The organism is Sediminibacter sp. Hel_I_10 (assembly GCF_000688335.1).
In the GTDB taxonomy this organism is placed as follows: Bacteria; Bacteroidota; Bacteroidia; order Flavobacteriales; family Flavobacteriaceae; genus Psychroserpens.
In genome coordinates this window covers 1,304,672-1,325,187 of the sequence record NZ_JHZX01000001.1, presented here as the reverse complement: position 1 = coordinate 1,325,187, position 20,516 = coordinate 1,304,672, and the positions used below count along the sequence as shown (strand labels likewise).

The following is a 20,516-nucleotide window of genomic DNA, read 5'->3' as shown; positions in this document are numbered from 1 at the left end:
TATGAGTGACGAGCATAAATTCAATTTCTCGGAAGACGAAGCTGACGAAGCAACCAATACCAATAAAGATAAAGCGGTAGAGGCCTCTAAGGAGGCAGTAAAAAAAGACGCTAAAGGTCTTTGGCAGAGCTTTTCTAAATTCATGAATGAACTTCTTGATTTTAGAGATGACACAGATCGTGATGCTACAGTTTTAGCTATAAAGGGTGATATTCCCTTTAAAGGTGCGACGGCTTGGATTTTGGTCTGTTCTATCTTTGTTGCGTCTATTGGTCTTAATGCCGATTCTACAGCAGTTGTAATTGGTGCCATGTTAATTTCACCATTAATGGGGCCTATCTTGGGAGTTGGCTTGTCTATTGCTATTAATGATATTGATACGCTTAAGCGATCTCTCATTAATTTGGCCATCATGATTGTGCTCAGTCTTTTAACAGCATTTTTATTCTTCGCGCTTTTTCCTCTTAATGAGGAAACTTCAGAGCTTTTTGCAAGAACACGCCCAGACATTCGGGACGTCTTAATTGCATTTTTTGGTGGCGCGGCTTTAATGATTGCCAGAACTAAAAAGGGAACCATTGCCTCGGTTATTTTTGGTGTCGCAATTGCAACAGCCTTAATGCCGCCTCTGTGTACTGCGGGTTATGGCTTGGCAGAGGGCAATTGGCAGTTCTTTTTTGGTGCGATGTATTTGTTCAGTATCAATACCATTTTTATCGCTTTAGCGACCTTTGTGGTCATCAAGATTTTGCGTTTTCCAATGCTGAAATATGCAAACTCCAAAAAACGTAAGCGCATTTCAAGATTGGCAACGCTTGTGGCAATTGTGGTTATGATTCCTGCAATTTGGACGTTTTTAACGGTACTTCAAGAAAGTAAATACCAGCGTGATTATAAAAGTTTTTGTGAAAATGAAGTTGAGGCCAACGAAAACTTATGGTTGCAAAAGAAAAGTCTTGATGTTGAAAACAAAAAAATAAGTCTTTATTTTAATGGGGATATTTCAGATGCCACGTTAAGTGATCTTCAAAATGAAATGAAGGATTATGAAAATATTCAAGATTTTGAATTGGTGATCAATGCCAATAAGACAAGAAATGCCGATCGATTATTAGAATCTCTCGATCGTGCCTATGTAGATCTTGATCAAAAAGACAATGTTATTTCTGGACTTCAAAAGGAGATAGAAAATCTTCAATCAAATATCACAAATTTAAACAAACAGGTTGAGGCCAATAGCGGTCAGTCAAAAGTGTCGTTTACCAATTTGTCTAGAGATGCTAAGGTTCGTTTTAATGATCTTGAGTATTTTGGATATGCTAAGATGCTGGCGTCAAAAGACTTTATCAATATTGACACACTAGAGGTGGCCACAGTACGTTGGAAAGTTGCTTTAGCCGATAGCGTAGTTGCGAGAAAAGAGAGAGATTTAAGTACTTGGCTCAAGAAGGAGCTTAAAATAGATTCTATAGTTATCAGAAGAAATTAATCTAATGATCTTCATCAAGATACATCTTTTGAACTTTCTTGAATAATTCTGAAGAATACACAAAATCGGTAACCGCTTGGTTATCGGTTTTAAAGATATTATCTCTAGAGCCTTCCCATTCTTTTAATCCGTCTTTTAAGAATACAATTTTTTCACCAATTTCCATAACAGAATTCATATCATGGGTGTTGATTATGGTGGTCATATTATATTCGGCGGTAATCTCTTGAATGAGATTATCAATAACCATAGCTGTTTTAGGATCTAAACCGGAGTTAGGCTCATCACAAAACAAATACTTTGGGTTGTTTACAATGGCTCTTGCAATAGCCACACGCTTTTGCATACCGCCTGAGGCTTCGCTTGGCATCTTTTTATGTGCGCCTTCAAGATTAACGCGCTTTAATACAATATCGGCACGGTCTGCCATTTCGCTCTTACTCTGCTTGGTAAACATTCGTAATGGGAACATCACATTTTCTAAAATGGTCATGGAATCAAAAAGGGCACTTCCTTGAAATACCATACCCATTTCGGCACGTAAATTCCTTCTGTCATCATCGGTAATGGTAGAGAGAGGTCTATCGTCGTAAATAATTTCTCCGCCATCAGGTTTGAATAAACCAAGCAGGCATTTCAGAAAAACCGTTTTTCCAGATCCACTTTGACCGATTACCAAACTCGTTTGTCCCTTTTCGAAGGTTGTAGAGATTCCTTTTAAAATACGGGCATCTCCAAAAGACTTTTCTATGTTATTGACTTCAATCATTAGCTCAGTAATAAGGACGTTAAGATGTAATTAAACAAAATAATCAAGACACTGGTCCAAACAAATGATGTTGTACTCGCTTTTCCTACTTCTAAAGCACCACCTTTCATGTAATATCCATAAAACGAAGGTACTGTGGCTAAAATAAAACCAAAAACAAAGGTCTTGATAAAAGCATAGGCCATATGAAAAGGGATAAAATCGGTTTGCACACCAGTAACAAAATTATCTAAGGTACCAAAGCCTCCAAAAACAGCTGCAGCCATGCCACCTACAATCCCTAAGAACATAGCAATAGAAATAACGAAAGGGTATAGCATGAGCGCCATTAGTTTTGGAAACACCAAATAATTAAGTGAGTTAATACCCATGACTTCAAGCGCATCGATCTGTTCTGTTACACGCATGGTCCCAATACTAGAAGTAATATAAGATCCCATTTTACCCGCCATAATGATAGAAATAAAGGTCGGTGCAAATTCCAAAATAACAGATTGTCTTGTTGCAAAACCAATAAGGTACTTTGGGATAAGTGGATTATCTATATTTAATGCGGTTTGTATGGTGACCACACCTCCCACAAAAAATGAGATAAACGATACAATACCCAGTGATCCTATAATAAGATCATCGATGTCTTTTAAAATTAAAATCCTCATAACCGACCACTTGGTGGGTTTGCGGAACATTTCGGCAATCATAATAAAATATGAGCCTATATTATGAAGGTAGGTCATTGATGCGTTTATTACGGTAAAAGTAAAAAAAATCTAAGTGGTATTTAACCTTAACTTTAAAAGATACTTGCTTAAAACCTGTATTTTTGAAAATAGTAAAAAACCAATATTATTATGAGAACTATTCTGTTTTTTGTGTGCGTTATTATCACTTTGTCTTCGGCACATTCGCAAAATGCTGAACCTTCAAGCAAGTCTGTTGAAGTTACATCTAGACCTAAGTTAGTGGTGGGTATTGTGGTAGACCAAATGCGTTACGATTATCTAACTCGGTTTGAGTCAAAATATGGTAATGGTGGCTTCAAGCGTATGATAAATGAAGGTTTCAATTGTAAAAACAATCATTTTAATTATGTGCCAACCTACACGGGTCCGGGTCATGCCTCAGTTTATACGGGAACTACTCCAAAGTATCATGGTGTTATCAGTAACAATTGGTATGATAAAGAAGAAAAAGCCATGGTGTACTGCGCTGGAGATGATAGCGTGAGTTCTGTAGGTACCAATGACAGAGCTGGACAAATGTCTCCACACCGAATGAAAACAACAACATTTGCGGACGAGAATAGATTATTCACCCAATTAAAAGGAAAAACCATCGGTATTGCTATAAAAGATAGAGGTGCCATTTTACCAGCTGGTCACGCTGCAAATGCGGCATATTGGTTTCACGGTAAAGATGAAGGGGTCTGGATTACCAGCACATTTTACAGAACAGATTTGCCAAAATGGGTCATGGATTTCAATGCTTCGAAAACTGCCGAATCTTATTTTAAGGTTTGGGATACCTATAAGGACATAACTACTTATACAGAAAGCGGGAGTGATGAGAACCTCTTTGAGGGTGGGTTTAATGGTAAAGATAAAGCCACATTTCCTTACGATCTTGTAAAGCTTAAAGACGAGAATCGCGGATTTGACATTTTAAAAGCAACGCCCTACGGCAATAGCTTGACCACAGATTTCGCCATGGCGGCAATTAAAGGAGAAGATTTAGGAAAAGACAATATTACAGATGTGCTTACCGTAAGTTTTTCTTCAACTGATTATGTTGGTCATAATTTCGGCGTAAATTCTAAAGAAATTGAAGACACCTACATTAGACTAGATAAAGATTTGGAGCGTTTCTTCAAGTACCTTGATGCCAATGTGGGCAAAGGAGAATATACGGTATTCTTAACGGCAGATCACGGTGCAATAGATGTGCCTGCCTATTTAAATTCTTTAAAAATCCCATCTGGCTATGTCGATAATAATGACCGAAAAGAAAAGTTTCAAAAGTTTTTAAATGACACCTACGGAACAGGGGATGTGGTTGAGAACATTAGCAACAATCAAATATTTCTTAATTCAGAAAAACTAAAGGAGTTAGGCTTGAATCGTGTTGAGGTTCAAAATGCGATTGCTCACGAGCAACTCAGCTATGCCAACATTGACAAGGTTTATACTGCTCATACCTTTAATACCACAAATTTTACAACAGGAATAGAAGCTTTGTTAGAAAATGGATTCAACCAAAAAAGATCTGGGGATGTCATTTTATTGGATGATACCGCATATATTTCCTACGGAATTACGGGGACTACCCATGGTAGCGGTCTTAATTACGATACACACGTGCCTTTATTGTTCTTCGGAAAAGGGATTAAGCACGGGCATACTTATGATAAAACAGTAATTCCAGATATTGCACCCACTATTTCAGCGATTTTGGGAATCAGTTTTCCTAATGGTGCAACAGGCCAACCTTTGGGATTTGTGATAGAATAAAATGCTGAATAAAAGGTCAACCTATGGCATTCTAGCCGTAATCGTTCTTGTTGGTGTTTTCGGGTTTGAATATTTTTTAGAGCAAAAAGCGGCTTCGGAAAGATTCGAAGAAGCCAAAGCACTTAAAGACGCCACCAATGAATTCTTTCTACCAACGAGCACTACTGGACAAATTGTGCATCACAGCGGATATTCGTTGTCTTATAGTGAAGCCCACGAGCAGGCAGAGTGGGTGGCGTATGAGCTCAAGAAAGACCAGCTATCAAATGCTAATTTCAAACGTCCATATTTTGAAATTGATAAAGACATTAAAACAAGAGCAGCACATTGGTATAATTATAAAAATTCAGGCTATGATCGAGGGCATTTGTGTCCTGCTGCCGACAGAAAATATAGCAAAACGGCTTTTGATGAAACCTTTTTAACAAGTAATATCAGTCCGCAAGAACATGAGTTCAATTCAGGGATTTGGAACAGTCTAGAACAAAAAGTACGTTACTGGGCTTTTAAATATGACGGTGTTTTTGTAGTTACTGGCGGGGTTCTAGAAGAAGGTCTAGAAAGTATTGGAGAAGAACAGGTGAGTGTGCCCAAATACTTTTATAAGGTGCTCATTGATAATAACTCTGGGCAAACAAAAATGATTGCTTTTTTGATGCCCCATGAAAATTCTGATAGACCCTTGTATGATTTTGTAGTGTCTACAGATCACATTGAGCAACTCACAGGAATTGACTTTTTTCCTGAATTGGAGGATGCTGTAGAGCAGAAGCTTGAGGCATCAAGTGATTATAAGCAATGGGACTTCGATTAGACTCATCTATAGCGATGGTCTACTTTAAGACTTTAGCCTTTTCTTTGGCAGTTTCATTGCGTTCAATCTTGTGTTCAGGGCGCGACCATTTTGGTTTTTCACCTAGGGCTTGATATTGAGATTGAGCAGCTTCTACCGATTCTGGTTGCATTTTTTTGATAAAAGGTTTTTGCGGATTTAAACCTAAGAGTTTAAACATTTCCATATCCTCGCTTACATCTGGATTTGGCGTGGTTAGTAATTTATCACCCGCAAAAATGGAATTGGCACCTGCAAAAAAGCACATGGCCTGTCCTTCACGCGTCATTTCAGTTCTTCCCGCACTTAAACGCACTTGGGTCTCTGGCATCACAATTCTGGTGGTGGCAACCATGCGTACCATTTCCCAGATAGAAATAGGGGTTTGTTCTTCAAGAGGTGTTCCCTCTACAGCGACCAAGGCATTGATTGGTACAGATTCTGGTTGCGGATTCAAAGTAGAAAGCGCCACAAGCATTCCGGCTCTATCTTCTATGTTTTCGCCCATCCCAATAATGCCTCCAGAGCAAACGGTCACATTGGTTTTGCGAACGTTATCAATGGTCTTCAAGCGGTCTTCATAACCTCTCGTTGATATCACTTCTTTATAGTACTCTTCCGAAGAATCTAAATTATGGTTATAAGCATATAGTCCAGCTTCTGCTAAACGCTGTGCTTGATTTTCTGTAATCATTCCTAACGTACAACACACTTCCATATCTAGCTTGTTAATGGTACGCACCATTTCTAAGACTTGATCAAACTCTTCCCCGTCTTTTACATTTCGCCACGCGGCACCCATGCAAACTCTAGAGCTTCCCGAAGATTTGGCTCTTAGGGCTTGTGCTTTTACTTGGTTGACCGTCATAAGGTCGTTACCTTCAATATTGGTATGATATCTTGCGGCTTGTGGACAATAGCCACAATCTTCTGGGCAACCTCCTGTTTTTATAGATAATAAAGTAGAAACTTGAACCGTATTGGGGTCGTGATGCTCGCGATGTATGGTGGCGGCTTGATATAGCAACTCCATTAAAGACGTATTGTAGATGTCTAAAATTTCAGCTTTGGTCCAATTGTGTCTTGTCTCACTCATAGTTTTCAATCTTGGAAGAGATCAAAAATACTTATTTTATGCCCATAAAACTTTTAAAAAGAGTATAAAATTTTTCAGGTTCTTCAAGGTAAGGGTTATGTCCACTTTGCTCAAACATCTCAAAGGTGGCCTGTGGCATAAAGGTTTTATATTGAACAGCAAACTCTGGTGTAGATACACCATCGTAACGTCCTGCAACAACTAAGGTTTTTGCGGTGACGTCTTTTAGCTGTTGTCTATAATCTTGATTGATCATACTTCCAGACACGTCAAAATCGCCATCCCTACCAATGATAGTTTCATAAACTTCAGGAGCCCAGCCTCTAAATTTTGTCTTCGGAACTTTAGAGGTAATGTTGGTGTCATGATAGTAAATATATTTGGTTGGAAAATTACCGTAAACTGTTTTTAACGGTTCTTGGCTAGACACATACCCTAAAGTCCTTAGGGAGTCGACCACTTTCCATTTTTCGGGAAAATGTGTTTTCGCATAGTGATTATAGCTATCACAATTGGCTTGCCACATGGCTCCAGAGTGAAACCCGTTGATCAATACCATTTTCTCTACTTGGTCTTTGTATGTAATGGCGTAAGCTTGAGCGGGGACTGTACCATACGAATGACCTACAAGCGAAATTTTATCAAATTTTAAAAGCACTCTAAGTTTCTCAATAATTTCCATATCGTTTTCTACAGAGTATTCCGAAGTGTTCTTGGCATCTTCACTTTTACCTCGCCCAATCCAATCAAAAAAGACTACGGTGTTGGTCTTGTAATATTGGCCAAAAGCACCTTGCATATAATCGTGAGAATTCCCAGGACCTCCAGGTAGAAAGAAAATGGGATCGCCCTCACCCAAAACTTCTACATTAATTTTATAACCATTTATGGTATAAAATTTGGATTCAAATTTATCAAATATGTTTGGGTCTGTTTGGGCAATTAGAACAGGGTTTATGCTGGTAATTAAAAATAATAGGAGGAGGGATTTAAGCTTCATTTGGATGTGGTTTTGATAAAGATACTTAGAATGTACTTAACAAAAAAAATCCGCCATATAGCGGATTTTTATTTTTTAGAGATTAACTTTCATCTTCCCCATTTTTCTTCGGAAGTGTTTTTGAAGGTTCATCGGCTTTGTCTTTGCCTTTGAGATATTCTGGCAAATCCATGCCGGCCATATTGAACATGTCTTGTAATGGCGGTACAGATTTGTACATGCCCGATAAAAAGTTAGCAGTAGATGATTTGCCATCGTCTCCGCTGCCTCCATTTTCCCAAACGGTGACTTTATCTATTTTGATGTTTTTAATAGCGTCTGATTGTAGCCTTACCAATTCTGGTAATTTATCAGCAATAAGTAACAGCACGGCATCTTTACTGTTGTTTCCGGCAGCTTTTACAATTTCCTGTAATCCGGCAGCTTGCTTGGTTAAGACTTCAAACTGACCTTGTGCTTCAGCTTGTGCCTTAAATAAAATCGCATCTGCTTCACCTTTCGCTTTTCTTCTAATACGTTCTGCATCAGCTTCAGCATCAATTTCTACCTTGCGTTTATCAATTTCAGCAGGAACAATAATATCGGCTAATTGAGAAGAACGCTCACGCTCAGCTCTAGCAATTTCTGCATTTTTTTCTGCAGCATAAGATTCTTCTAATGCTTTTGCCGTTTGTACTTTTTCCGAAGCATTTGCTACGCGCTCAGCTTCAGCCTCCCGTTGTCTTCTTAAGGAGTCAGAATTAGCTACCGAAATCTTTGCCGTGTTTTCACCCTCAACTGCTTGAGCGTTTGCCGCAGCAACTTGCGTACGTTCATCTTGTTTGGCATTGGCCTCACCAATACTACCATCTCTGTTTTTTTCTGCAACAGATTTCCGGGCAGCGTTAATGGCGTGCGCAGCGGCTTCTTTACCAAGCGCTTCAATATAACCAGACTCGTCAACAATATCTGTAATGTTAACGTTGATGAGTTTAAGACCTACCTTCTTAAGTTCGGTCTCGACGCTCTGGGAGATATTAGTTAGAAATTTATCACGATCATTGTTGATTTCCTCAATATCCATAGACGCCACAACCAACCTTAACTGCCCAAAAATAATTTCTTTGGCCAAATCTTGAATGTCTTGCATAGCCAAACCTAATAAGCGTTCTGCAGCATTTTGCATAACTCCTGGCTCTGTAGATACACCAATGGTAAAACGAGAAGGGACGTTGACCCTAATATTTTGTTTGGATAATGCGTTGACGAGGTTGACTTCAATAGAAATAGGAGTCAAGTCTAAAAATTCGTAATCCTGAATGACGGGAATGATAAATGCAGCCCCACCATGAATACATTTAGCAGACAATCCGCCGCCCACTTTACCATAAACTACTAAAATACGGTCTGAGGGGCAACGTTTGTAGCGCTTAATAAGAATGATAAAAAATACGAATACAAAGAGTATTGCAGCAATAACGGCTATGGGTAAGCCAAGATCAAAGTCTTGTGTTAGGAGGTAATTCATAAGTTTCTGGTTTAATTGGTTCTATAGGTTTTTTGGTTGGTTCTATAATAAGAATGCCGTTATTGGTGACATCTACGACGTGTATGATGGTGCCAGATTTCAAATCGATGAGCGAATCAGACAGCGCCTCTAGTTCTCTTAGGGTACCTTGAACGCGAACGGTCACTTTTCCCATTTTGGAACGATTGGCCCCAACGGTCAAATAGACTTCGCCAATCGCGTTGATGGCATTTTTATAATTTAATGTACCGCTATCGGCTAATTTTCGCATGGCGTAAAACATAGCTGCCATTACTGCCATCATGAGAAGGCCACAGCCAAAGGCTGTAATAACGGTAACGGGTTTGGAAAGCCCAGCGTTATAACATCCAATTCCGGTCCATCCGAAAATGGTGAAAAATCCGACCAGATTTTTGAAGGTGATAAACTGAAAGCCGATACCCGTGTCTCCATCAATCTCGGCATCTAAATCGCCAATATCATCAGCACCATCCATACCTGAAAACGTGGAAATAATTATGAAAACGAAAATCAATGAGCCAATGAGCGCAATGACCCAAAAGAATTGTGAAAACGCATCAAGCGCAGAAAACCATTCCATAGTAAGCAGTAATTAAATTGGTTGTTGAAATATAAGACCTTTAAAAATGTCTTACAATACTTATTTTGAAAGAAGGATGCTTACCGCATTGCCACCAAAACCAACGGCATTAATCATGATATATGATAAACGCTTTGGTAATGTGGTCTCTAGATAAGGTACCATAATAAACTCCTGATGTTTGAGCATCAATATTGCCATTTCGATACTTAAGAGTCCCGATGCACCTAAGCTGTGACCTATCTTCCATTTATTAGTAGTCAATGAAGGAATTTTGTTACAGAAAATTTTTTCTATGGCATTAATTTCAGCTTGATCCCCTTTAATGGTGCCAGGGGTATGGGTAACAATAACATCTACAGTGTCAGGGTCAAGTGTCCCCAAGGCCATTTTCATACTGCGCTGAAAACAATCGGCATTCGTTGAAAGCGAGGCATTATGTTCTAGCAGCTCTGTACCATAGCCAATACCTGCAATTGTAGCTAATCTTTTTTCTGAGAGCCCTTTCTCTATGCAGAGCATTGCTGCAGCTTCTCCTAAAATCATACTATTCTCAGTTTTTTTGAGATTGAGCGCTTGATTTGGATAAGAGTGTTCAAAATTAGTTTGTTGCTTTTGCGACGTCTCGGCGGGAGATCCATTGGGCCTTTTATAAATCTTTAAGGCTTGCATTTGTGCAATAGTAAAAGGGGTTAGCGGTGCTTCACTGCCTCCTACTAAAAACGCGTGGCACATGTCGGCCTTGAGCCAAGCGATGCCGTTAAGCAAGGCATGTAGTGCTGTAGAGCAGGTAATGGAGTGTGATATTTCAGGGCCTTGAGTCTGTAAATCGTGTGCCACCCAAGACGAAATGTTACCCAATGTTGTTGTTGGCGAACTCAGCGTTTCGGCTTTATGATGCTCTAAAAATGCTTGGTGGTAATTCTCAAATAATTCGGTGGCGCCACGAGAAGATCCTATATTGACCCCGAAATTGTCCAAAGCGCTCCAATTGGCATTTTTTATAGCCTGTCTTGAGGCAAAGATGGCATAGAGCACCGATTTGTCCAAGGTTTTGTACTTGGAGTTTGATGTTCTTAGTGACTCAATGTCCTCTTTAAGTTCCTGCGGAAATTCACTTACTAGAAGTCCGTCCCTTTTTGTGAAATAATGGGCATTATTCTTATAGTTTTTCCAAACTGTTTCGGGAGTTTTGCCCAAAGCAGAAATAGAGGACATTGATGTTATAGAAATTGGATATTGCAATCTGGTTGGATTTTCTACAAAGGTAGATAATACGATTTGTTTTACCTGCAAAACCGAAATTTAGCATCACGTTCAGCAATCAAAATATTAAATTCCTAAAGGGTTTCTAGTTATAAGATTTCCAAAGCGGCTTCTATAGATTTGTAAACTTTATCCAATTCTCCATCGGTAATGATGTAAGGTGCAAGAATATAAATGGTTTTTCCTAGCGGTCTAAGAAATACCCCTTGGTCCATAAAGTGATGAAACAATTTATCACGCAAGCTGCCATAACGTTCGGTTTCAACATCGAGGTCTAGAGCGAAAATAACGCCTGTTTGTCTTGTTGAGGACACTTTTGGATGGGATGCTATTTTCTCTCCAAACTGTTTGTGGCGAGATGTAACCCGTTTGATGTGCGCTTGGATCTCTTCAGACTTTAACATTTCGATTCCAGCCAAAGCCGCCGTGCAAGCTAAAGGATTTGCAGAATAGGTATGACCGTGAAAAAGACCTTTGCTAATCTCATCACTGTAAAATGCATCATATATATTCTGGGTACATGAGGTAATTGCCATAGGCAGTAGCCCAGCGGTCAAAGCTTTGCTCAAACACATAATATCGGGTTTGACCTCCATATAATCTGAAGCAAAATAGGATCCTGTTTTTCCAAAACCAGTCATGACCTCGTCTGCAATAATCAAAATGCCAAACTCTTTACAGAATTTTAAAATTTCATTAAGTCCTTCAGCATTATGCATTTGCATTGCTGCGGCACCTTGTACTAGGGGTTCGTAAATAAAACCTGCAATATCATTTTCTAGAATTACTTTGCGCAACAGGTCTAAGATCATGTCATGGTTCTCTCCATTGGGTGTAGGGATTCGTTTAACATCCAAGAAAAAATCTGAAAACGGACCATTGTAATCAGACAATCCAGATACGCTCATAGCGCCAAACGTATCGCCGTGAAAACCATGTTCAAAAGAGATAAAAACATTGCGTTTCTCGTCACGGTTAGAATGGTATTGCAGGGCCATTTTGATTCCAATCTCAACAGCTGTCGATCCATTATCACTAAAAAACAATTTATTTTGATTCTCTGGCAAAATTTCAATTAATGCTTCGGAAAGTTTTACGGCAGGTTCATGGGTAAAGCCACTAAAAATAACGTGATCTAAAGTTTGCATTTGCCTTGTGACACGCTCAGTCACGTGTGGGTTGCAATGACCATACATTGCGGTATACCAAGAGGCGATGGCGTCAATGTAATCTTTGCCATCCTCATCAGTGAGTGTACAGCCTTTAGCTTTTACGATGGCCACAGTATCTGGATGTAATTTATGTTGGGTTAGTGGGTGCCAAAGGTGTTTTTTATCTCTTGATTTTAGTGTCATTGCTTTTGAGTAATAGTGTAAAAGTTGCTAGTAAAGTTAGAATAAAAACAGATTAGTTGAATTTATTTTTCATGCCGCTCCAACGTAGTTTTCTAATGAATTTGCCTTGTTCTTTGGTGACCAATGGCGTCATATTTTGTTTTTTTGCTTTAAAGTAGCCAACCATATAATCTGTAAATAAAGCGATACTTTTCTTTTTAGAAGCCAGTTTTAAAGCGGAGATGAGTGTAATTCCAAATCCGTAACGCATTTTGTACATGGCTTCACCTTGAAGGTGTTTGGAGGCCTTATTGTAACTTGCTCCTGTAGGTTTTAAATGTTTTACTTGCAAAGTCTCATCTGTCAATAATTTCCAGTTGTAAAATTTGGCCAGTAACTCATCTACAGTGTCCCAACCCATGGAGGGTTTGAGTTTGCCTATTTCTATAAAACACTGTTTTCGGTAAGCTTTAAGAGCGCCTCTAATGTGGTCTTTTCTGGTTAGATTTTCCAAGATCCATTGCTGCTCTTTTTTAATATAGCAGAATCCTGCTGCCATGCCCAGTTGATCATCTTTTTTAAAATGAAATGCTAACTGTTCTAAATAATGCTTCGGAAATATGAGATCGGCATCAAATTTACAGATCACATCATAATCGTCGTCCAAAGTGTCGAAGCCTTTATAAAAAGCATTGATGATTTTTGAACCGGGAAGGTGTTGGTTAGAAGATTGGGAATTTAGGAGCGTAAGCCAAGAATACTTTGATTCTAGTGCTGATACGATGGCCTGAGTTTCGTCAGAAGAATTGTCATTAACCACAATAACCTGCTTTGGTAATAGGGTTTGATTGGCCAGTGACTCTAGCGTTAACGCAATGCAGTCGGCTTCATTATGGGCAGGGATGACAATGTAAAATTTCATTAGAAATTCAAATTATAGCACAATAGTCTAAGATTTAAAGTTCAAAGCTAATTAAAGCAACGTGGAGTAAGTGCTTTAGCTTTTAGAATTTTTAGCTCTTTCGGCGTAAACAATATAATAGCGATTGGTGAATTGACGTAAAAGCGGTCTTATCCCCAATTTATTTGTAGGATTGGTCCACTTTTCAGTAGCAATAATGCGCCATCCAGTTTTTTCCAGTAACCAGTCAAATTGCCAATCTTCAAATTCATGATAATGGCGGTCCCAAGGGTCTGTTTTGCTTTTATAGGCAGAAGAAAACCAAAGTCTTAATGGGATGCTCGCTACAAGTTTATCTGCTTTTATAGAGGTAAGTACTGTAAAAGGAGAGAGTAAGTGTTCAAATATTTCAAATGCGGTAACCACGTCGGCAGTTGACTTTTCTATTTCATGAGTATCTATATCTAAATCAACCCCAGAGGTGTTTTGAACTTGATAACCTTGAGAGATCATAATCTCAGACATCGGATTTTTTACACCAAGGTCTAATATGGTAGATGAATTATCTACGTGTTTTTGCAGAAAACTGAGGGTATGTTTAAAACGTTTGTTTGGAAAGGTGTTTTCGTACATGTTTTATTTTATCGAAAGTAGCGCACTTCAGATTAATATCTATAAACAATGGCATTAATATTCATCCCGGCGCCAACACTTGCAAATATGATGACATCGCCCTTATCAATATGCTGATTTTCTAATTTCCCTTTTAAAATAAGATCAAGAAGTGTAGGGATGGTGGCGACGCTAGAATTGCCTAAAGTATTGATAGACATAGGCATAATTCCTTTTGGCATCTCCATGTCATGCAATTTGTAAAAACGTTTTACAATCGCTTCATCCATCTTTTCATTGGCTTGATGGATCAATATTTTTTTAACGTCGGTAATAGAACATCCGCTGTTTTCTAAACAGGATTTCATGGCCAACGGTACATTTTTTAGAGCAAATTCATAAATCTTACGCCCATACATTTTGATGTATCTCCGTTTATCGGAAATTTCAGGATGGTTTGTTTCTCCGAAATAGATAAAATGAGCTTCATCTAAAGAAAATGTTGCCGTATCATGAGTGAGGATACCGCCGTCTTCATCGGTTTTCTCAACAATAACTGCACCAGCACCATCGCTGTAAATCATGGAATCACGATCGTGCTTATCTACGACTCTCGATAGCGTTTCAGAACCAATGACCAGACAGCGTTTTGCCAATCCGGAACTAATAAATGCTTTGGCCTGTATCACACCTTCAATCCAACCGGGACAGCCAAAGAGTAAATCGTAGCCTACGCATTTTGGATTTCGTATGCCCAATAAATGTTTCACACGAGAGGCAATACTAGGTACTGTATCACTTTGTTCTGCATTGTGTTTGACGTCTCCGTAATTATGGGCTACGATAATATAGTCCAAGGATTCTTTATCAATATTGGCATCTGCGATGGCTTTTTCAGCAGCAAAAAATGCAATATCAGAGTTTAAAAGCTCATCTTTTATATAACGTCTTTCTTCAATACCTGTAATGGCCTTGAATTTAGCCACGATAACTTCGTTAGGTCCGTTGATGATAGATCCATCAGAATTTAAGAATTCGTGGCTATAGAAATTTTCGTTTTTTTTGATACCGGAAGGAATATAACTCCCGGTTCCTGTTATTTTAATACTCATAAACTTAGACTTCCTTGTTAATTATGAAAGTAACATGGCAATATAACGATTAGGTGTTAAAAGTTCGTTTTGATCTCAAAAATTTTACGATGTTCAAACGCATCATTTAGGCTTCTTCCATGTACGCTTCTATAGGAGCGCAGGTGCAGATAAGGTTACGATCACCGTAAGCATCATCCACTCGGCGTACGCTTGGCCAAAACTTGTTATCCCTTACGTATTCTAATGGAAAGGCTGCTTGCTGACGAGAATATGGTAATTTCCAGTCATCACTTGTAACCATATCCATGGTGTGCGGCGCATTTTTTAACATGTTATTCTCATCGTCGCTAGATACGAGGTCAATTTCTTTTTTGATTGAAATCATCGCATCACAAAACCGATCCATTTCTGCTTTACTTTCGCTTTCTGTAGGTTCAATCATCATGGTACCGTTAACAGGAAATGAAACCGTTGGGGAGTGAAAACCATAGTCCATAAGACGTTTGGCGATATCCACTACCTCAATACCATGGGCTTTAAACGGTCTACAATCAATAATCATCTCATGTGCTGCACGTCCTCTTTCTCCAGAATATAAGGTTTCATAAGCCCCTTTTAAACGCTTCTTAATATAGTTAGCGTTGAGAATGGCCACCTCTGTAGAGCGTTTCAATCCTTTTGATCCTAACATTTTAATGTAGCCATAAGAGATGAGACACGCTAGAGCAGAACCATAAGGTGCTGCAGAAATGGAAGTGATGGCTTGATCTCCACCAGTTTTTATTAATGGATTGCTTGGTAAAAATGGTACCAACTGTTTGGCTACGCAAATTGGGCCAACACCAGGACCACCGCCACCGTGGGGAATTGCAAAGGTTTTATGAAGGTTGAGGTGACAAACGTCTGCCCCAATATTTCCTGGATTGGTTAAACCAACTTGAGCATTCATGTTGGCGCCATCCATGTAAACTTGTCCGCCATTATCATGAATGATCTTGGTAATTTCCTTAATGGCCGACTCATAAACCCCATGGGTTGAAGGGTAGGTTACCATGAGTGCAGAAAGATTGTCTTTGTGCAATTCTGCTTTTTCACGTAAATCGTCAACATCGATGTTGCCATCTTCTGAAGACTTGGTGACAATAACTTTCATTCCCGCCATTACTGCACTTGCAGGATTGGTACCGTGCGCAGAAGATGGAATGATACAGATGTTTCTATGATGGTCATTTCTTGACTCGTGATAGGCTCTAATTACCATCAACCCTGCAAATTCACCCTGTGCTCCAGAATTGGGCTGTAATGACGTTCCAGCAAATCCTGTAATTTCGGTAAGTTGATCTTCTAATGCCTTTAAAACGTGATGATACCCTTTGGCTTGCTCAATAGGCACAAAAGGGTGGATGTTACCCCACTTAAACCAGCTTAGAGGTAGCATTTCTGCCGCAGCATTCAATTTCATAGTGCAAGAGCCCAATGAAATCATAGAGTGGTTTAAAGCTAGATCTTTACGTTCTAATGATTTGATGTAACGCATCAATTCAGTTTCAGAGTGGTGTTTGTTAAAAACGGGCTCTGTCATGAAAGATGTTGTGCGTTGTAAGCTTTCTTCAATATTATTTTCTTCGGAAATCGTCGTAATTTCAAAACTTTCCTTTTGAGCAACTCCAGCAAAAATAGAAATGATGGTATTAAGATCTTCGAGTGTCGTTGTTTCGTTTAAAGATAAAACGACGGTCTCATCATCTGGGTAATAGAAATTTGTTTTTTTGCTTTCCGCAGCAGTTTTTATGGCATGAGCATTAACTTTGATTTGAAGGGTGTCAAAGAATGATGTGTTGATTTGTTCAACGCCCAATTTGGTTAATGCTTTTGCTAAAGCTACCGTTTTGTTGTGAATGCCATTGGCGATATGCTTCATACCATTTGGCCCGTGATATACGCCGTACATACTCGCCATAACTGCTAATAGTACTTGTGCCGTACAAATGTTTGAAGTGGCTTTATCACGTTTGATGTGTTGTTCTCTTGTTTGTAAGGCCATACGCAATGCACGGTTACCGTTTGCGTCTTTAGTAACCCCAATAATACGTCCAGGAAGAAAACGCTTGTAAGCTTCTTTTGTAGCAAAATAGGCTGCATGCGGCCCTCCGTAACCTAGTGGGATACCAAAACGTTGGGTGGTACCAACAACAACATCTGCTCCAAATTTGCCAGGCGCTTCAAGCATGATCAAGCTCATAATGTCTGCCGAAACGGCAACTTTAATCTCTGCCGCATTAGCAGTTTCAATAAAGGATTTGATATCCTTAATTTGACCGTGCTTGCCAGGATATTGTAAAATAGCTCCAAAATATTCCGAAGAGAAGTCGAATTCTTTTGCGTTTCCAATAACTAATTCTATTCCAATTGGCGTTGCTCGAGTTTGCAACAGAGATAGCGTTTGTGGCAAGATGTCATCTGAAACAAAAAACTTGTTGACCTCATCTTTTTTCTGTTGACGCTCACGAACGGCATAAAGTAAAGTCATTGCTTCTGCAGAGGCCGTGCTTTCATCTAATAACGAAGCGTTAGCAATCTCCATACCCGTAAGATCTGTGATCATGGTTTGGAAATTAAGAAGTGCTTCTAGTCGTCCTTGCGCAATTTCTGCTTGGTATGGTGTGTATGCTGTGTACCATCCTGGGTTTTCTAAAACATTACGTTGTATTACCGCAGGCATAATTGTAGGGTGGTACCCTAAGCCGATATAGGTTTTAAAAACCTTGTTCTTTTTTGAAAGATTATAAATATGCAATAAATACTCATGCTCACTCATTGGTTCGTCCAGATCGAGATCCTTTTTAAGTCGGATGTCATCGGGAATGGTTTCATAGATCAATTGTTCTAAGGAATCCACACCAATAGTTTCCAACATGAGTTGTTGATCTGCCGCTCTTGGGCCTATGTGGCGAAGTGAAAAATCTGCTGTATTCATTGAGATAGTTGTTGTTTTTGGATGTGCAAAATTACGGAATAATTAAGGCTTAATTGTTAATGAAATTGAAACTTTTCAACCAATTGAAATGGTTATTAACAGTTTGAGTATTTTTGTGCTATGAAAGCCTTCAAGTCCTTTTTGGATTTTTATATCTCTAGCAGTATTCACGTAGCTTTATCAGTGTTTGCGTTGTCATGGCTCACGCTTTTGGAATTTGATTTGCCTTACGATGGAGATGTGCTTTATTTTATTTTTTTCGCCTCTATAACGGGATATAATTTCGTCAAGTTTTTTGGTCTAACTAAATTTCACCACAGAAGCTTGGCGTCTTGGCTCAAAGTTATTCAGGTGTTTTCCCTTTTCTGTTTTTTAATGATGGGGTACTATGCGCTTCAATTAGAGTTAAACACCATTATGGTGATTTCTATATTTGCCCTAATTACTTTTTTGTATGCCATGCCCTTGCTGCCTAAGCGCTTGTTTGTAGATCAATCAAAGCAATTGCGAAGCATCAGCGGACTTAAAGTCTACATTATAGCCTTGGTTTGGGCAGGCGTAACCGTAGGTTTGCCATTACTAAATGCGAATTATCATTTTGATCAAGCTATTATTTTGATGGGAGTACAACGTTTTTTGTTTGTATTGGCATTGATGCTTCCCTTTGAGATAAGAGATTTGAAATATGATAGCTTAAAACTCGCCACCATTCCTCAACAAATTGGTTTAATACGTACCAAACAATTGGGTGTTTTATTATTAGTGGGGTTTGTGGTTTTGGAGTGTGTTCAAGATTTTGCAGATGTAAAATCGTTGTTAATACTCATCTCTATAGCGGTGATTACAGCAGCGTTTATTGTATTATCAAAAGTTGAGCAGAGTGTTTACTACAGTGGGTTTTTTGTAGAGAGCATCCCTATAGTATGGGTGCTGTTAACCTTGATTTTTTAATTCTTTAGAGAAGTTAAGTTGAAGGTTATAACGTTCTTCTTCAGTTAATGCATTGATTTCAGATTGATGTATGGCTCTGGATAAAGCATTGTTCTTTTTTGTATAGGCTTTGCTTATACGGCACCATGACAGCCTTAGTGCTAATTTAAAATGTTCCCAAGGTGTAGCTTCTCCATATTGAGCCTTATCACAGATGTGATGCGCCTCTTCACAAGAAATAAATAAGAAACTTTTTTTCATAATTCTCAAATCGATAATTATAAATTAATACCAGGTTTTTTGCATGCATTCTGCTAGAGCAGTTCTTGCTCTGTGAATAATAACCCAAAGGTTAGACGCAGTAATATTTAATTCATTACAGATGGCCTCAGTTTCGTAATTAAGGATGGTTTTCATCTTAAACACTTGGGCTTGTTTGTTTGGTAATTTTGCCATGCATTTGTAGATGGCATCACCTAGCTCTGCATTTTCAATAGTGTCTTGTGCTGTTTTGTCAAAAGGGTCTGCAACACGCTCTTCAAGCCAATCCCCTTCGTTCTCATCGCTATTGTAGGTCATTCGAACTTCAGCTTTTCCTTTTTTTGAATTGATCTTGCGATAATGATCAATAATTTTTCTTTTCAGAATAGAGATAAGCCAAGTGCGTTCAGACGCTTCGCCCTTAAAGTTTTTCATTGACTTTAGACCAGCGACAAAGGTATCTTGCACCAAATCTTTGGCAATTTCCCTATCATTAACACGAGTGATCGTGTAGTTGAAAAGGTAATCTGAATAAGAGCTGATCCATTTTTTTGGATCGATAATGTGCTTTGGCATTAGACCTTTGTTTCGAGTCAAAAGTAGTATAAAAAAATTGATTTTAGCATGATGTTACCGATGAACGGTTGTTTTGTTCTTGACCTGAACCGAAGATCCTTTAGCAAGAATAATGGAGCTGGGCAAGGCGCCATTGAGAAAGGCAAAATGCTTTCCGTAATTGGTTTTAAAGTCGAGGTCTACCTGGCAATCAACCACCTTTAGCTGTTGCCAAGATGGATGAACAACTTCATACTGAAATGTTTTGTTTTTGTATTTGGTGTAACCAAAATAGTGCTCTGTTATAAATTCTTCTTTTGAATTTTCTTGAATGACTGAAGGTTCTTTAACGGTACTGGCTTTTATGGACTGCCAGCCATTTTTTAATTTCCATCGGTACTCAAAATGGTTGTGTTGCTCATCTTGTGTCCATTCATAAGACATCTTGCTGGTTTGATAATGCTCGTGATAAATAGTGTTGGCTACGATGGTGATTAGCGGTTTTGGTACGATTTCTTTGATAAAAACCGTTCCGCGCCGGCCATTATGTTTGACATAAAATCGAAGATTCACCTCAGGAAAATTGATGTGCCCAGGAAGCTTAATGCCCAACACCTTAACATCCATAAACTTAAAACCAACAACACTCACGTAACATTTTCCATTAAAAAGATCAAGCACTGTACCTTTTGGGACGAAGGGCTCTAAGATTTTAGGATCAATTTCATAATTGAGGAACATAAGGTTTTTCCAATAGGCGTTTAAGAAGGTCATATGAGAAATTA

Annotated in this window: 19 protein-coding genes; 4 read left to right on the top strand and 15 right to left on the bottom strand. The window is 38.8% G+C overall.

Going from position 1 to position 20,516, the window contains the following annotated elements:
* Position 1: 1 nt before the first annotated feature.
* The gene (locus P176_RS0105990) at positions 2-1,489 is read left to right on the top strand and encodes a DUF389 domain-containing protein (RefSeq protein ID WP_026753852.1); all 1,488 of its coding nucleotides are present in this window, start codon (positions 2-4) and stop codon (positions 1,487-1,489) included.
* A 1-nt stretch (position 1,490) separates the two neighbouring features.
* Here P176_RS0105990 and P176_RS0105985 read toward each other — a convergent pair whose 3' ends face one another.
* Positions 1,491-2,258: an ABC transporter ATP-binding protein gene (locus P176_RS0105985; protein WP_026753851.1), complete on the bottom strand. Its 768-nt coding sequence runs from the start codon at positions 2,256-2,258 to the stop codon at positions 1,491-1,493.
* The gene (locus P176_RS0105980) at positions 2,258-2,995 is read right to left on the bottom strand and encodes an ABC transporter permease (protein WP_026753850.1); all 738 of its coding nucleotides are present in this window, start codon (positions 2,993-2,995) and stop codon (positions 2,258-2,260) included. The genes P176_RS0105985 and P176_RS0105980 overlap by 1 nt, the downstream gene beginning before the upstream one ends.
* Before the next feature lie 114 nt (positions 2,996-3,109).
* On the opposite strand from P176_RS0105980, the gene pafA reads away from it, so the two are divergent.
* Positions 3,110-4,765, top strand: a complete 1,656-nt coding sequence (gene pafA / locus P176_RS0105975; RefSeq protein ID WP_026753849.1) for an alkaline phosphatase PafA — start codon at positions 3,110-3,112, stop codon at positions 4,763-4,765.
* A 4-nt stretch (positions 4,766-4,769) separates the two neighbouring features.
* Positions 4,770-5,579 (top strand): DNA/RNA non-specific endonuclease, encoded by an 810-nt coding sequence (locus P176_RS0105970; RefSeq protein WP_026753848.1) that lies wholly within the window; start codon positions 4,770-4,772, stop codon positions 5,577-5,579.
* 19 nt (positions 5,580-5,598) lie between these two features.
* On the opposite strand, the gene bioB is transcribed toward P176_RS0105970, so the two are convergent.
* The 10 genes from bioB to gcvP all read right to left on the bottom strand — a co-directional run bounded on the left by bioB (position 5,599) and on the right by gcvP (position 17,985).
* Positions 5,599-6,693, bottom strand: coding sequence for a biotin synthase BioB (gene bioB, locus P176_RS0105965; protein ID WP_026753847.1), 1,095 nt, complete (start codon positions 6,691-6,693; stop codon positions 5,599-5,601).
* 31 nt (positions 6,694-6,724) lie between these two features.
* Positions 6,725-7,693, bottom strand: a complete 969-nt coding sequence (locus P176_RS0105960; protein ID WP_051605411.1) for an alpha/beta fold hydrolase — start codon at positions 7,691-7,693, stop codon at positions 6,725-6,727.
* 82 nt (positions 7,694-7,775) lie between these two features.
* The gene (locus tag P176_RS19050) at positions 7,776-9,200 is read right to left on the bottom strand and encodes a flotillin family protein (protein ID WP_051605410.1); all 1,425 of its coding nucleotides are present in this window, start codon (positions 9,198-9,200) and stop codon (positions 7,776-7,778) included.
* On the bottom strand, positions 9,172-9,801 hold the full coding sequence (locus P176_RS0105950) for a hypothetical protein (protein WP_026753845.1): 630 nt from the start codon (positions 9,799-9,801) through the stop codon (positions 9,172-9,174). Before P176_RS0105950 ends, P176_RS19050 begins: the two co-directional genes overlap by 29 nt.
* Positions 9,802-9,861: 60 nt before the next feature.
* Positions 9,862-11,046, bottom strand: coding sequence for a beta-ketoacyl synthase N-terminal-like domain-containing protein (locus P176_RS0105945; RefSeq protein ID WP_026753844.1), 1,185 nt, complete (start codon positions 11,044-11,046; stop codon positions 9,862-9,864).
* Positions 11,047-11,156: 110 nt separating this feature from the next.
* Positions 11,157-12,422, bottom strand: coding sequence for an adenosylmethionine--8-amino-7-oxononanoate transaminase (gene bioA / locus P176_RS0105940; RefSeq protein WP_026753843.1), 1,266 nt, complete (start codon positions 12,420-12,422; stop codon positions 11,157-11,159).
* A 52-nt stretch (positions 12,423-12,474) separates the two neighbouring features.
* Positions 12,475-13,323: a glycosyltransferase family 2 protein gene (locus P176_RS0105935; RefSeq protein ID WP_026753842.1), complete on the bottom strand. Its 849-nt coding sequence runs from the start codon at positions 13,321-13,323 to the stop codon at positions 12,475-12,477.
* Positions 13,324-13,398: 75 nt separating this feature from the next.
* Complete coding sequence (locus P176_RS0105930; protein WP_026753841.1) at positions 13,399-13,935, bottom strand: methyltransferase; 537 nt, start codon at positions 13,933-13,935, stop codon at positions 13,399-13,401.
* A gap of 32 nt (positions 13,936-13,967) precedes the next feature.
* Positions 13,968-15,026 (bottom strand): 3-oxoacyl-ACP synthase III family protein, encoded by a 1,059-nt coding sequence (locus P176_RS0105925; RefSeq protein WP_026753840.1) that lies wholly within the window; start codon positions 15,024-15,026, stop codon positions 13,968-13,970.
* Positions 15,027-15,132: 106 nt separating this feature from the next.
* Entirely contained in the window at positions 15,133-17,985 is a 2,853-nt protein-coding gene (gene gcvP / locus P176_RS0105920) for an aminomethyl-transferring glycine dehydrogenase (protein WP_026753839.1), read from the bottom strand.
* Between the two features lie 120 nt (positions 17,986-18,105).
* On the opposite strand from gcvP, the gene P176_RS0105915 reads away from it, so the two are divergent.
* Positions 18,106-18,936, top strand: a complete 831-nt coding sequence (locus P176_RS0105915; protein ID WP_026753838.1) for a membrane protein — start codon at positions 18,106-18,108, stop codon at positions 18,934-18,936.
* Here the strand turns inward: P176_RS0105915 and P176_RS0105910 are convergent.
* Genes P176_RS0105910 through P176_RS0105900 form a run of 3 tightly spaced genes read right to left on the bottom strand, consistent with a single transcriptional unit; the run spans position 18,919 to position 20,505 of the window.
* The gene (locus P176_RS0105910; RefSeq protein WP_037348743.1) at positions 18,919-19,176 is read right to left on the bottom strand and encodes a hypothetical protein; all 258 of its coding nucleotides are present in this window, start codon (positions 19,174-19,176) and stop codon (positions 18,919-18,921) included. The genes P176_RS0105915 and P176_RS0105910 overlap by 18 nt on opposite strands.
* 24 nt (positions 19,177-19,200) lie before the next feature.
* Entirely contained in the window at positions 19,201-19,752 is a 552-nt protein-coding gene (locus tag P176_RS0105905; protein WP_026753836.1) for a sigma-70 family RNA polymerase sigma factor, read from the bottom strand.
* A 54-nt stretch (positions 19,753-19,806) separates the two neighbouring features.
* A complete protein-coding gene (locus P176_RS0105900; RefSeq protein WP_026753835.1) occupies positions 19,807-20,505 on the bottom strand; it encodes a YqjF family protein in 699 nt (232 codons plus the stop codon).
* Between the last annotated feature and the right edge of the window lie 11 nt (positions 20,506-20,516).

Coding starts and splice junctions, on each gene's coding strand:
- P176_RS0105990 (WP_026753852.1), top strand. CDS start 2: ATGAGTGACGAGCATAAATTCAATTTCTCGGAAGACGAAGCTGACGAA.
- P176_RS0105985 (WP_026753851.1), bottom strand. CDS start 2,258: ATGATTGAAGTCAATAACATAGAAAAGTCTTTTGGAGATGCCCGTATT.
- P176_RS0105980 (WP_026753850.1), bottom strand. CDS start 2,995: ATGACCTACCTTCATAATATAGGCTCATATTTTATTATGATTGCCGAA.
- pafA (WP_026753849.1), top strand. CDS start 3,110: ATGAGAACTATTCTGTTTTTTGTGTGCGTTATTATCACTTTGTCTTCG.
- bioB (WP_026753847.1), bottom strand. CDS start 6,693: ATGAGTGAGACAAGACACAATTGGACCAAAGCTGAAATTTTAGACATC.
- P176_RS0105960 (WP_051605411.1), bottom strand. CDS start 7,693: ATGAAGCTTAAATCCCTCCTCCTATTATTTTTAATTACCAGCATAAAC.
- P176_RS19050 (WP_051605410.1), bottom strand. CDS start 9,200: ATGAATTACCTCCTAACACAAGACTTTGATCTTGGCTTACCCATAGCC.
- P176_RS0105950 (WP_026753845.1), bottom strand. CDS start 9,801: ATGGAATGGTTTTCTGCGCTTGATGCGTTTTCACAATTCTTTTGGGTC.
- bioA (WP_026753843.1), bottom strand. CDS start 12,422: ATGACACTAAAATCAAGAGATAAAAAACACCTTTGGCACCCACTAACC.
- P176_RS0105935 (WP_026753842.1), bottom strand. CDS start 13,323: ATGAAATTTTACATTGTCATCCCTGCCCATAATGAAGCCGACTGCATT.
- P176_RS0105930 (WP_026753841.1), bottom strand. CDS start 13,935: ATGTACGAAAACACCTTTCCAAACAAACGTTTTAAACATACCCTCAGT.
- P176_RS0105925 (WP_026753840.1), bottom strand. CDS start 15,026: ATGAGTATTAAAATAACAGGAACCGGGAGTTATATTCCTTCCGGTATC.
- gcvP (WP_026753839.1), bottom strand. CDS start 17,985: ATGAATACAGCAGATTTTTCACTTCGCCACATAGGCCCAAGAGCGGCA.
- P176_RS0105915 (WP_026753838.1), top strand. CDS start 18,106: ATGAAAGCCTTCAAGTCCTTTTTGGATTTTTATATCTCTAGCAGTATT.
- P176_RS0105910 (WP_037348743.1), bottom strand. CDS start 19,176: ATGAAAAAAAGTTTCTTATTTATTTCTTGTGAAGAGGCGCATCACATC.
- P176_RS0105905 (WP_026753836.1), bottom strand. CDS start 19,752: ATGCCAAAGCACATTATCGATCCAAAAAAATGGATCAGCTCTTATTCA.
- P176_RS0105900 (WP_026753835.1), bottom strand. CDS start 20,505: ATGACCTTCTTAAACGCCTATTGGAAAAACCTTATGTTCCTCAATTAT.